Raw genomic sequence first — 13,856 nt, 5'->3', positions numbered from 1 at the left:
AATTTCCGCATCACACTACTAAATAAAATCTAAACTGACTTTCAATAGATATCACTCTTACTGCCCAGCTTTTCGTGCGGCAGCAACATCACTCGGTTGAATAAGTCCACCCGCAGCTTTACCAAATTTTGCTTGATCGTCGTTGCCCCACGAGTTACGTTGATACGTTACAACCGCGGCAATATCTTTATCAGTCAATTGTTCCCCGAACGCTTGCATTGCCGTTCCTTTCACACCGTGCAATACAATTGATAATTGTTTGCTGATATCACCCGTAACAATTTTACTGCCTTTCAACGCTGGAAATGCAGGCGGCATTCCCATGCCTGTCGCTTGATGACAAACAGTACATGTTGCGCCATAAATTTTTTGACCGGCTTCCATCAGCTCTGCTTTTGTCATGGGTTTATTTTCTTCAGGCGCATTAGCTTGCTGTAATGCAACACCCCGCTGCTCAGCCACCCATTTTTTATAATCTGGCTCATCTTTTGCTATAACAACAATCGGCATAAAACCATGACCGACACCGCATAATTCTGCACACTGCCCACGATAAGTGCCTGGTTTTTCAATTCTTGCCCACGCTTCATGAATAAACCCAGGAATTGCATCTCGCTTAACACCTAATTCAGGCACCCACCAAGAATGAACAACATCATTCGCAGTTACTAAAAACCGTATTTTTTTATGTGTGGGAACAACGATAGGCTTGTCCACTTCAAGCAAATAATTTTCGCCCTTAGGTGCTTTACCTTGAATTTGATCTTGAGTGGTTGCAAGGTTACTAAAGAAACTAATACCTTCATCCAGGTAATCATATTTCCATTTCCACTGATAGCCTGTGATTTTAATATTGAGATCAGCATCACTATCATCTTCCATCATCAAAAGTACTCGAGTTGCTGGAATGGCCATCAGCACTAAAATGATAAAAGGAATTATTGTCCACACTAATTCAACTTTTAAGCTAGAATGAAATTTCGCTGCAACATGACCTTGAGACTTACGATGATTAATTAACGCATAAATTAATACACTAAATACGAGAATACCAATCGCAACGACAATCCAGAAAATTGTCATATGCAATGTGTAAATTTCTTTACTAATTGGGGTGACACCCACGGGCATGTTATATTTGGACGCAAAGACAGAGCTTACTCCGCACAGAAGCAACATCCAACTCATCCAGCTACAACATTTTCCTAGAATCGCGCGCATCACTCACTCCCTCTCTGTGCCTACCAAAGTAAATAATCACCAGATGATTTACTTTGTTGGACCATATATTTTACTGCTGCAATAATATCAGTATCCGAACAATCATAGCATGCACCACGTGGAGGCATTGCACGATATCCCTTAATTGAATTCGTCACCAAGACATCGAAATTTTTATCAATGAGTGGCGCCCATGCTTGTTGATCGCCTATTTTAGGTGCACTCAATTTACCAGCATCGTGACAAACACTACAGACTTTATCATAAACTTGTTTACCCAATGCCAAAGTAGCTTTAGGTAGTTCTTTAACAGGTTTTGCTGGTTTTGCTTCGCCACTTCCCGAGGCCTGTCCTACTAAATAATCAACAGCGTGATGAATATCTTCATCACTGCACGTCATGCAAGTTCCTTTTGCAGGCATTGAACCAAAACCTTTAATCGCTTTACTATAAACTTCATCAATCCCTGCTTTTAAACGAGGCGCCCATTCAGCAGCATCGCCTAATTTCGGCGAACCACCTGCACCTGTGGTATGACACGCTTGACAATATTTATCGTAAATTTTCTTACCCACTTCACTTGCAGAGCCACTCACTTTTTCAACCGGTGGCGTTTCACTTTTTACTGTCTTGAGGTACGTTGCAATCGCAGTGAGGTCATTTTCACTCAGTAACGACAGACTATATTGATTAACTTCCAACATTGGTTTTGCGGCTAATGTACCCCCACCGATACGATGATTATGCAAAAACACGTTCAAAATTTCCTGAATCTCTACTTTTGCCAAAGCAGTAGCATTAATTCCAGGCGCGATGAAACCATCAACTTGACCACCCGCTAAATTATATTTCATTTTAGGAGCGCCTAATAAATTCAATGGTGTGTGACACATACCACAATGCCCAGGTCCCTGGACTAAATAAGCACCACGATTCCATTGCTCAGAATGAGTAAGGTCAGGCTGATAATCCCCTTTTCGGAAAAACAACGTTCGCCAAAATAATTGACCAAACCGCCAGCGAAATGGGATAGGCATATCGGGATCAATATTGGCTTGCACAACTGCCGGCACTACATCTAAATAGGCTTTTATAGCCAAAACATCCGCATCAGTCATTTTTGTAAATGACGTATAAGGAAATACCGGGAAATAATACGAACCATCTGGCGCTATACCATGTTTCATAGCTCGCAGAAAATCCTTATCTGTCCAATTACCGATGCCTGTATCTTTATCAGGTGTGATATTAGGGGAGTAGATAGTGCCAAAGGGTGTTTTAACCGGCAACCCACCAGCAAATGGCTTCCCTCCAAGCTTGGTATGACAGGCGATGCAATCGCCGGCCTTAGCAAGATATTCACCCAACCGAATTTTTTTAGCTTGCTCTGCATCAGGTGCAATAACGGTAGGGTAATCATATTCCATGGCATCAACAGCAAATACTTTTGTAACCACGAAGCCAGCAAATAGCGCTAAATAGCTAATTCGCTTGAGTTGATCACATAAGCTGACCTTCTTATTCATCCCCACTATCCCTACTAATTGTCTTCGAAAGAGGGCGTATCATATAAGCTATGGTGGTGTAGAATCAATAGTTTATTGGGTGTCAGGCCTCAAATTAACGATTTGATGCCCTCTAGATACACATGCTCTGCGACGCCATTTCGATTTTTTGGAATTCAGGTTCGACTTGCCAGGTACCTAGCTGGGCACGCTGGTAGTGAAAATGATAACCATTAAAACCCATAATGATTCCATTGAGAGCCTCTCTATACTCACTATGATGCTTAAATTGTTCGAAAACTGCTGATACTGCTGAAGCTGGATCTTCAGATTCTAATGCTCGCGCTATAGCGTCTCTTAATTGGTAATCATCTTGTTCGGCCATACATCTAAGATTTCTGAGCTCTGCACTCACATTCGTAATAAATTGCTGTTTGGCATCATTTGAATACAAGTATTGCTGTATCACAGGAGTCAAGGCGATTAAGGCACCAGTTTGTGTAGCTAAAACAATTAGGTTGACATCATCTGCAAAAAAAGTCTTTTTTGACTGTAGCCATAATTGAGCATATTCTCGAATTTTCGATGACACAATCCAAAAACCAGTTTCTCTATTGACATCTAACTCAACTAACTTTTGACTGGCTGCAGGATGTAATGTCAAATCATGTTGTTGTAATTTTTGCCAAGCCGTACCATCAAATAGCAGCGGCTCTTGTTTTAGCTCAAGCAATTTCCCATAAGCTAAATTTTCGTTGATTTTATAAATGCACTCTAATTGAGGTAAACGAGGGTGATAAACAATACTCAGATTATGCTCAATAGAATCAAATAGCTCAACTGCCCCATCCAATCTCAACAACAAAGCAATATTTTTCTCACCAAAATCTTCCACCTGATAATCACACTGTGATTTTTCCTGTAATTCCGGAATGCAATCCACGCCAATTACAATTTTTTTTGTAATTACCGGATGTAGCGTTACTTTCTTTTTTGAATACACAGTACATCGCCCACCTTTTCCAATCCAATTGGCTTCTTCGAGTAATGTTTCGACACGTGTGAAGCGATTTGCATGAACCAATGATAAACGATTACCCTCTTTACTTTGAAAGCAAAAAATTCCACAAATACTGATTCCATCTGCGTACAAACCATGATGCCGACTTTTCCCTCGCTCATAACGAACAACTCGAAACTCAGGACAGTGGACAAATTGCTCTTCTGATAATTTAACTTTCTTCATCTTAACTCACCTTTAAATTGCTGTATTATTCGAATATAGTAACATTATCACTACTCAAACTCAAAGATAAACGCCTCCATGTTTCGACATCATTTCTGTCTACTAACATGACCACTAATTAATAGAACCAAATCTCAGATTAATCCATGACCTGACAAATTCACTGCAGTTACCAGAAACCTCGAGAATTGAGATCATTTTCTAAATTGGTGATATAGAATATTTTTGAACTTAGTGAACCTACTAGACAATCAGAAATATGGAAATATGCTATACTTTACTCATTAGGATATAGAAATGATGTTTTAGCTCAATATGATGACCGGTTGCTAGGAGCTGAAACGTGTGTTGAGCATTAGGACAGAACAAACTCGATCTCATTACTTTTGGTTAAGAGGCGTATAATGAAAAATAGATTTTTACTCACATTAATCTTTACTGTTACTATGTTGGGATCAGCACCTATTGCATATGCCGATGCAGGCATGACTGGTGGGACTTTAAAATCGCTCTGTGAAAGTGAAAATGGGAAGCTAATATGCATTGGTTATGTTTCTGGAGTAACAGATACCTTTGTGTTAATGAGCGATCTGAAAAAGAGTAATTCTGGCAAGCCAATTATTTGCGCACCTGCATCAGGTATTTCAAATGATCAAGCAATGCGCATAGTATTAGGCTACATAACCTCAAATTCAGCTACCTTACTGCAAAGTGCACGAGTTGTTATAATATCTGCCCTAATTAAAGCCTATCCATGCTAATTTGTATATTCGATACTTAGGAATCAAGATGAACTATCTAAACGTGATCCAAGTTCCAATAATGTGCTTAATATTGTTGAGTATTTCGGGGTGCCCAATTAAAGAAAGATGGAGTGGCTATATATACACAGACAAAGAAAATTTAACTCATTCGAAATTTATTGGTGAATTTAGCTCTCTTGAAGAGTGCAGAAATACTGCGATTACCGAGTTAAAAACCATTCACGCTTTAACTGCTGGTGATTACGAATGTGGCCTAAATTGTGAAGACGGGGTTTGCAAAGAAACATCAAATTAGATCTAGGATAAAATTGTAATCGCTATTTATGTCGCGCATTCGTAGAGCAACTAATCTAGGGATGCTTTATAATCCCCCAGTTCACCTTAAGAATTCATATGGTATGTGGCTAAAAACCACAAGAGGCGTCAGAGCATATCCTAACCACTCCTACACCTGCTCTTGCTTTTAACCTGAAAATGAACTAAACTTTCCTTTATCCAAGGAAAGTTTACCTGCAATCTTTCCTTGTAACGAGGAAAGATCGATGAATGAAAAGCGCATATTAGAGATAGTATTAGGTGAGTTTCATGACAAGCTCAAGAGCATGACTACATTGGTAGCCAGAAATGTCTCATTTCCCGAGGTGGATAATAAGATCAAAGTTGCAGTGGGTATGCGGCGAAGTGGCAAAACCTGTTTGCAGTATCAAACAATTATGCATCTACTGGAAGCTTCAATACCATTGACCAGAATTTTATACATTAATTTTGAAGATGATCGATTATTGCCACTTGACGTTGGAAAATGTGGAAAATTAATCGACAGTTTTTATGAATTGTATCCTGAGAATCATGACGAACAGTGTTATTTATTTTTAGATGAGATTCAAATAATTGAAGGCTGGGAAACTGTAATAAGAAGAATATTTGATAGTAAAAAAGTACAAATTTATTTAACGGGATCATCGTCTAAATTATTGAGCACTGAAATTGCCTCCAATTTACGAGGGAGATCAATTGCAACAGAGGTTTGGCCATATAGTTTCAATGAATATCTACGAGCAAAAAATATTTCAGCTGAATCAGGAATATTTACCAAGAAAAAACAAGATACTCTGACTCAATTATTCAATGAATATTTGATATGTGGCGGGTTCCCTGAAGTAACAAGCTATGATAGTGATATTAGAACAAAAACACTACAAGAATACATTGAAGTAGTCATTTATAGAGATATTATCGAGCGACATGCTGTGAAACATCCGACATTAATAAAGTATATGATTATCTTTATGCTGCATAATGTCAGCAGGCCTTTCACAATTAATAAATTTTATAATGATCTAAAAGGGCAAGGTTATCACATCACTAAAGATAGTTTGTATGAGTATCTCAATTTTATTGAAGAAGCTTACCTAGCATTCACAATAAGCCTATATGACAAATCCATCCGCAAAGTGCAGACAAATCCAAAAAAACTATTTGCAGTTGATACTGGCCTTATAAATTGTGTAACCTTAAATAATCAGAACGACCAAGGCAAGTTATTCGAAAATATTATTTACTTAGAGTTGAGAAGGCTAAATTGTAAAATATATTATTATCTTACCGAAGAAAGATATGAAATAGATTTTTTAATTCATACCCCACTTGGAAAAATACTGCTGTTGCAAGTCTGTTGGGATATGTCCAATACCGCAACAAAACAACGAGAATTTAGAGCTCTCGAACAAGCACAAGCTGAACTTGGCATAGAGGGCAGAATCATCACGTTGGAAGACTATCTTAGATCAGGGCTTGATTTCATTAAAGAGGTCTAATTAATTTCGTAATGATGCGAGACCAACATCACTTCCTATATCATAAATATTCACAGCACCTTTAACACCAAGACCATTAGCATATGAACTTGCATATTTTCCACCAACAAATCGCTGCGGTTCTACCTGACCAGAAAGTTTTTTTGCTAGCATTAAATTGTCATGATCCTTCTGATCAACTCTCTGAACTTGATCTCTTAATTCAGAGGGAATATTACTGCTGAATTTTTCATTACCGAGCAAAAATTTAATTGCCCGCGGGCTTACGTCTTGAATTTTTTGAAGTTCTGCTAGAGTCAAATCCAGAGGCGCTGCTTCAGAACTCAAAATTATTGTGAGATCCTCATCAAGCTGCTGCTGATTATATTGACCTAGTATTACTGTTATGTTATCCAAGAATTCAGATAAAAAAGATCGACGTTTCTCGACCATTCCTGCAATTTTCAACATTAATTCTTTAGAGCCGCCTGAAAATTGCCTTCTTAATTCTTCTTTTGAAATAATATCGATGATCAGCTGAGGTCTTTTTATAATTATTTTTGCAGCAAGTTGCGCACAACTCGTGAGATCAGATGAATCGCACTCGTCCATTGTCATTAATCTAGATACCTGCTCAGACGTTATCATTTTAACTGCGGTATCATCCAATAAAAAACTCTCATGAGCAGAAGCCATCACAGGCGTATTAATCTGAGCGACGAAAGCGTCAAATCGACAAGGATTGCTCAGCAACGCTTCTCCGTAGGCCGTTTTCTGCTTCTCAAAAGCAGAATGATTGAGAGAAGACGCATCATGAGCGATATCAGCTACTAGCTCTTCGAATCCATCTTCCTTACTCTGCACAATACACTCTTCAAAACTCTTTAAATTTTTACTTTTAACTCGCTGCCAATTCAATCGTAATTTAAAGAGAGGGTTTATTGATGCCAATTTATTTTCTTCTTCTGTAAAAAAATCTTTGCACCAATTCGGATTTAGCCAGTGAAAAAAAGCCCAAACTGGATTTATCGCATAAGGATCTATTTGACTCCACAATTGTAGCTTGCTTGCCATAAGAAATGCTTGCTGCATAGTTACAGAAGCAGCTTTTGGTTTATTTTGAAAGTAATTACCTAGATCGCCATATTTTTCGAGCGCTTCGTCAATTGTATTGCGCGCAGCAAGCCATGGATGATGCAACTGAAATACTGATGCTTCTTGTTGATCTGGCCTTGCTATTAATTTGGTTAGAGACTCGTCCCTTGCAATAATAGCTTCGAATCGTGAATTAAAACACCGTGGCTCGCCTGTTCGATTTATTTCGCGCTCAAGTAATTTCTTCACTTGCCCTGCGGTAAGCTTACATTTTTCTCGACTCACATCATCATTGAGCAAATCAAACAACTGATCGTCTGGATCGACACCTGTTTTAGAATATTCTTCGATCAACTGAGAGACTTTATCTTTCAAATGCTGAACTAAAGATCCTGATTTATTTCCTGCCGTCAGATTTACGCTTAAGAGAGCATTGAGAGCTTTTTGAGCTCTTTTTCCCGATTGCCGCCCAAGCACCGGCATAATCTTCCCAATTCTTCTCACAAAATATTCTCGACGCTTTAGAAGATTCTCCTCATTTTCATCAGCCGATTTTTTCTGCAGCATTGACATAACAAATGCAATAGGGTCTTTCATATGAGATAATAAGCGAGTTAAATGCTGATCTTTTTCTCCGGCGGCAGTTTGAAATACTTCAAAATTCTCTCGCCAAAATAGACTCATCTTTTTTATCGCAAAAGGCTGATAAATTTGGATGCCTGTTTTTTGTATAGCTGAAAATCGTAGATTTGCAATAGAACGCAAAATTTCATTAATAAGGCTAACTGCTCTACTCTCAAAACCAGATGCTGCAGCAAGTATCATTCCCGGATAATGCCTAGAAAGGACTTGAAGTCGCTCGAAACTTAGCGATTTTGTTATAGCAGGAATCGTCTTTAATAAATCAAAAACAAACGACTCATTTTCGCCCATTGCTTTCAATATTTTTTGTCTTAACCCATTTTTTCCTAAAGATATCCAAATATGTTTCAACCGATTTATTTCATCAGGCATTTCGCTCGAACTGAAAGAACCTATCTGAACAGCAGATAAAAATCCCTGGCTCACTCTAAAAGGAACCAAGGGTATTTTACCGTCTTTCGCAGCAATATCGGGAAATTGTTCGTGAGAAGAAACGGGCTTTGAAAAAATTTGTTTGAATAGTCCCGCCAATTCTTCATCGTATTGTTGACTAGTATAACCAGAGTGATCTTCTAAGATAAAAAAACGAAATAAAATTTGAAACATTTTATTATGCTTCATGAACTCAAAAAATGCCAACCGATCTTCTGAATCAGAAAAGTCAGCAGACATCAACAATGCCTGACTAATTGCAGCTAAAGTAAGCGGTCCATCAGGTGATTCAGGATTGTCTATTATAGAATACCAAACGGATTGTGCCGTTGCTTTAGTCGTATCATTATTATTGGTTGCTACAAATAATTTTTCATATAATTCTTTGATTGCCTGCTCTGTTCTTTGAAGATTGTGATCACCAATCCAAAAACCTGCATGAACAGCAATACAAATATCGATTTTTTTAGCCGTCATTACCCGCCCTCATACTCAATATAAGCGATGAGGTGGCATCCTAACCTATTTAGTATCGAGGATCAAATTTTAACGTTTAATACCGATAATGGTCCGGCTTGAACGGCCCTTTAGCATCAATCCCTAAATATTTTGATTGCACTGGCGTTAATTCTGTTAAATTAATACCCAATTTCGACAAATGAAGGCGTGCTACTTTTTCATCTAATAATTTGGGCAGCACATGAACCCCAATTGAATATTTTTGCCTATTTTGCCAGAGCTCAATTTGCGCCAATACTTGATTTGTAAATGACGTCGACATGACAAAACTGGGATGTCCATTGGCACAACCTAAATTCACCAAACGTCCTTCAGCAAGCAAAATCAAACGTTTTCCATCAGGAAAAATAACATGATCAACCTGCGGTTTTACAGATTCCCACGAATATTTTCTTAAAGAATTCACATCGATTTCCGCATCAAAATGCCCGATATTACAAATAATCGCCTGATCTTTCATTTGCAACATATGCTCATTGGTAATCACTTGAATATTGCCTGTCGCTGTAATAAAAATATCGCCGACAGGCGCCATGGCATCCATGGTATTGACCTCGTATCCTTCCATTGCCGCTTGCAGCGCACAAATCGGATCGATTTCAGTAATTACAACTTTTGCTCCAAATCCTCTCAACGCTTGCGCGCAACCTTTTCCTACCTCACCATACCCTGCAACCACCGCTTTTTTTCCTGCAATCATGACACTGGTCGCGTGTTTAATTCCGTCAATTAATGATTCGCGACAACCGTACAAATTATCGAATTTTGATTTCGTCACAGAATCATTGACGTTGATCGCAGGGATTTTTAATTTTCCATTTCGTGCCATTTCGTAGAGTCGATTTACACCTGTTGTAGTTTCTTCAGACACCCCAAGCACATCTTTTAAAAGCTCAGGATATTTTTCATGCATAAATCGTGTTAAATCGCCGCCATCATCGAGTAATAAATTAGGCCGCCATCCATCCGGACCTAAAATGGATTGCTCCACACACCACCAATACTCTTCTTCAGTCTCCGCTTTCCAAGCAAAAACAGGAATTTTTGCAGCAGCCATTGCAGCAGCCGCTTGATCTTGGGTGGAAAAAATATTGCATGAGGCCCATCGAACTTGTGCACCGAGATGAACCAAAGTTTCGATTAAAACGGCTGTTTGAATCGTCATGTGCAAACAACCAGTAATCCGAGCGCCCTCTAGCGGCTTAGTCGAACCAAACTCTTCACGCAATGCCATCAAACCGGGCATTTCCGTTTCAGCGATAGCAATTTCGCGCTGCCCTAATGCTGCATGTTCTAGCGATGCAATTTTAAAATCTTCCAACATTGCTCAATTCCAAAATGTAATCGTACCATGTAATTATAGCACTGCTTACGATTATTCTGAGTTTTGGATCAATAGTATGAAGATTGCTAAAGGTTGCTAAAACGCTATAGCGCCAGTCCGTTCCCACGAAAAAGTCGGTTCATTACGACCAAAATGACCAAAAGCCGCCGTAGTACGATAAATGGGACGCAATAGATCTAGGGTTTTAATGATGCCACCCGGAGTTAAATCAAAATGCTGTTGAACGAGCTTTTCAAGTTCATGATTCGACAATTTGCCCGTACCAAAGGACTGCACCATCACAGAAGTCGGTTCAGCGACACCAATTGCATACGAAATTTGGATTTCACAACGCTCTACCAAGCCCGCAGCCACAAGATTCTTCGCAACATAACGTGCCATATACGAGGCCGATCGATCCACCTTGGAAGGATCCTTACCTGAAAAGCAACCGCCCCCATGATGCGCCATCCCACCATAGCTATCGACGATGATTTTACGACCCGTTAATCCGCAATCCCCCATTGGGCCACCAATCACAAAACGTCCAGTAGGATTAATAAAATATCGTGTCTTATTATCTAACCACTCAGCAGGAATAATAGGCTTGATGATCTCCTCCATCACCCCTTCAACCACGGTTTTGTGGCTAACATCGGGATCATGCTGCGTAGACAACACAATGGCGTCAACGCCAATGGGTTTATGATTTTGATATCGAATCGTGACCTGGCTTTTGGCATCCGGCCTTACCCAAGATAATTTCCCAGATCGGCGTACCTCAGACTGTTGCTTCATCAGTCGATGCGCGTAGGTAATGGGAGCAGGCATTAGCACGTCTGTTTCATTCGTTGCATAACCAAACATCAAACCTTGATCACCTGCGCCTAATTGATTGTCTTCACGATGATCTACACCTAAAGCGATATCCGGCGATTGCTTACCAATTGCAGTCAATATAGCGCAGGAATCACCCGTAAAACCCAAATCAGGCGTATTATAGCCAATATCGTTGATCACTTCGCGCGCTATAGCCTCAATATCTACCCACGCTGTGGTTGTAATTTCACCCGCTACTAGCACCATGCCAGTTTTAACCAACGTTTCGCAGGCGACGCGTGCATTGCTATCGCGACGAATCAATTCATCTAAAATAGCGTCTGAAATCTGATCAGCGATCTTATCTGGATGCCCTTCAGAAACAGACTCTGAAGTAAAATGTGAGATGTCAGTCATAAATGTTTATCATTAGATTATTAAGTTGAATATCATTCTGGCATTCGAAACTGAAGGGGTCAAGGAGAAGAAGAGGGGGTTTGGTGGCATGGAAGCTGATAATATGTTTTTCCAATGGGGAGGGGAAAATGACGCATACCAACTTCCTGCCTAAGTGTCAAGATACTAAACTTGATCAACAATGTCATTAGCCAAACGCCCATTTCGGCTTGCGATATTGGCCATCCATCCTCTGCGTTCCGGCTGAGCTGTCGCATAAATTACTACCCTGAACCTTTTATATTTATACTGCAAAGCAAGGATAATCGACAGTAGATTCACTGGTAAAAGATATATCATCAACAAACCTCTAATAAACAAGGGCTGATATTTGATGAATATCTCATACAAATTATGCAGTGAAACGACCTCACCTCGCGAGGCTAAAATCAAGGAAATTACTGCCGCACCAACCAAAATCACAATTGTCATCAAAGAACCAGCGATCATCGCGTGCCGACGAGCAATGGTATGGGCTATTCGCCAAGTAGGTTTTATTTCACGCATCCGCCACTTTTTCCTGAAAATAACTCAATGTCCTAAAACATTTCTGTAGGATAACGCTTCCGCGACATGTTGAGAAGCAATTAATTCTTGAGACTCCAAATCGGCAATTGTACGGGAAATGCGCAATAAACGATGGTAACTACGTGGTGACACCCCAAACTTTTCAATCGCTTCAGCTAACACCTTTTTGGCATCGCCCGTCAATTGACAGAATTCCTGAAGCCTATTTTGAGCTAAAGCACTATTGGCGCAGCCTTGCCGGCCTTCTTGAAGAGCTCGAGCCTGCTCAACCTGAAGACGAACTTCCGCACTTGTCGGACCATTGTTTTCACGCTGAACAAGCGTATTTGTTGGGACAGGCCTTACCAACACATGCAAATCAATTCGATCTAACATAGGGCCAGAAATTTTATTTTGATAGCGCTCTATTGTGGCCGGGCTGCAACGGCATTCATGTTGATGATCACCTAGATAGCCGCATGGACAGGGATTCATAGCCGCAATCAGTTGAAATCGCGCAGGATAACTCACATGGCCCGCCGCACGCGCAACCGTTATAACCCCGCTTTCCAAAGGCTCTCGCAAAGCTTCGAGCACATCGCGCCTAAACTCAGGCAATTCGTCCAAAAAAAGGACGCCACAGTGAGCTTGAGATATTAAACCTGGCTTGGGTATCTTTCCCCCACCCACTAAAGCAGCGCTAGAACTGGTATGGTGCGGCGCACAATAAGGCGCTTGGCGCCAACGTGACGCATCCACACCTCCGTATGCCAACGAATGAATAGCCGCCACTTCCAGGGCCTGAACCCGGGTAAGTTCCGGGAGTAAACCTGGCAAACAATGGCTCAGCAGCGACTTGCCGGTTCCGGGCGGGCCAACCATTAGCAAGCTGTGCGCTCCTGAAGCCGCTATAGCCAAAACACGTTTAGGTTGAAAATGACCGCAAACATCCGCCAAATCTGGGTAGGCCTGCATTACCACCACTGGCTCAGTATCCGGCTCGTGAAAACCCAAGAACTCCTTCCCTTGCAGATGCTGGCACAGTGCCAATAAAGACTCACAGGCGAAGACTTTATTGCCCTCAGGCAATATAGCTTCAGCCGCATTCTGAGGAGCCACCACCAAGGTTCGCCCCTTCTCACTGGCCGCTATCGCTGCAGATAGGATACCTGAAACCGGCCTCAGTTCTCCCGACAACCCCAATTCAGCTGCAAATTCATAATCATGCAACGCTTTAAACGGAACTTGTTGAGACGCCGCCAAAATACCCATGGCAATCGCTAAATCGTATCGACCGCCAATTTTAGGAATATCGGCTGGTGCTAAATTGGTTGTGATTCGCTTTCGAGGAAACTCAAACTGGCTATTCATTAACGCACTGCGAACGCGCTCCTTACTTTCATTGACCGCAGTTTCCGGCAACCCCACAATCGTGAAGCGAGGTAATCCGCCCGTTAAATGAGTCTCGACTATCACTTGCGGTGCTGTAATTCCCACTTGTGCTCTAGCGTAAGTTACCGGAGCTTGCAT

The 13,856-nt window shown here is 40.7% G+C and carries 11 protein-coding genes; 3 read left to right on the top strand and 8 right to left on the bottom strand.

All coding sequences use genetic code 11. The features are described from left to right. Nucleotides 1–57 precede the first annotated feature (57 nt). The 3 genes from coxB to K2X50_09030 all read right to left on the bottom strand — a co-directional run bounded on the left by coxB (nucleotide 58) and on the right by K2X50_09030 (nucleotide 3,972). Complete coding sequence (coxB, locus tag K2X50_09040) at nucleotides 58–1,188, bottom strand: cytochrome c oxidase subunit II (GenBank protein ID MBX9587390.1); 1,131 nt, start codon at nucleotides 1,186–1,188, stop codon at nucleotides 58–60. Nucleotides 1,189–1,241: 53 nt separating this feature from the next. Then, nucleotides 1,242–2,747, bottom strand: a complete 1,506-nt coding sequence (locus K2X50_09035) for a c-type cytochrome (protein ID MBX9587389.1) — start codon at nucleotides 2,745–2,747, stop codon at nucleotides 1,242–1,244. A 112-nt stretch (nucleotides 2,748–2,859) separates the two neighbouring features. After that, nucleotides 2,860–3,972 carry a hypothetical protein gene (locus K2X50_09030; GenBank protein MBX9587388.1) on the bottom strand — a complete coding sequence of 371 codons (1,113 nt, stop codon included), beginning with the start codon at nucleotides 3,970–3,972 and terminating at the stop codon, nucleotides 2,860–2,862. Between the two features lie 404 nt (nucleotides 3,973–4,376). Between K2X50_09030 and K2X50_09025 the strand changes: the two genes are divergently transcribed. From K2X50_09025 to K2X50_09015, 3 genes are all read left to right on the top strand, one after another. After that, the gene (locus tag K2X50_09025) at nucleotides 4,377–4,733 is read left to right on the top strand and encodes a hypothetical protein (protein ID MBX9587387.1); all 357 of its coding nucleotides are present in this window, start codon (nucleotides 4,377–4,379) and stop codon (nucleotides 4,731–4,733) included. A 28-nt stretch (nucleotides 4,734–4,761) separates the two neighbouring features. After that, a complete protein-coding gene (locus K2X50_09020) occupies nucleotides 4,762–5,031 on the top strand; it encodes a hypothetical protein (protein MBX9587386.1) in 270 nt (89 codons plus the stop codon). Between the two features lie 247 nt (nucleotides 5,032–5,278). Continuing rightward, nucleotides 5,279–6,553, top strand: coding sequence for an ATP-binding protein (locus K2X50_09015; protein ID MBX9587385.1), 1,275 nt, complete (start codon nucleotides 5,279–5,281; stop codon nucleotides 6,551–6,553). Here the strand turns inward: K2X50_09015 and K2X50_09010 are convergent, their stop codons facing one another. The 5 genes from K2X50_09010 to K2X50_08990 form a co-directional block, all read right to left on the bottom strand. Further along, nucleotides 6,554–9,178, bottom strand: a complete 2,625-nt coding sequence (locus K2X50_09010) for a hypothetical protein (protein MBX9587384.1) — start codon at nucleotides 9,176–9,178, stop codon at nucleotides 6,554–6,556. It lies immediately after the preceding gene. A gap of 76 nt (nucleotides 9,179–9,254) precedes the next feature. Then, complete coding sequence (gene ahcY, locus K2X50_09005) at nucleotides 9,255–10,544, bottom strand: adenosylhomocysteinase (GenBank protein MBX9587383.1); 1,290 nt, start codon at nucleotides 10,542–10,544, stop codon at nucleotides 9,255–9,257. A gap of 96 nt (nucleotides 10,545–10,640) precedes the next feature. Continuing rightward, nucleotides 10,641–11,780, bottom strand: a complete 1,140-nt coding sequence (metK, locus tag K2X50_09000; protein ID MBX9587382.1) for a methionine adenosyltransferase — start codon at nucleotides 11,778–11,780, stop codon at nucleotides 10,641–10,643. Between the two features lie 165 nt (nucleotides 11,781–11,945). Further along, entirely contained in the window at nucleotides 11,946–12,326 is a 381-nt protein-coding gene (locus K2X50_08995; GenBank protein MBX9587381.1) for a hypothetical protein, read from the bottom strand. Nucleotides 12,327–12,350: 24 nt separating this feature from the next. After that, the gene (locus K2X50_08990; GenBank protein MBX9587380.1) at nucleotides 12,351–13,856 is read right to left on the bottom strand and encodes a YifB family Mg chelatase-like AAA ATPase; all 1,506 of its coding nucleotides are present in this window, start codon (nucleotides 13,854–13,856) and stop codon (nucleotides 12,351–12,353) included.

This window comes from Gammaproteobacteria bacterium (assembly GCA_019748175.1).
GTDB lineage: Bacteria > Pseudomonadota > Gammaproteobacteria > JAIEPX01 > JAIEPX01 > JAIEPX01.
Note: the sequence above shows the minus strand (reverse complement) of the source record. Positions and strands in the feature narration are given on the sequence as shown.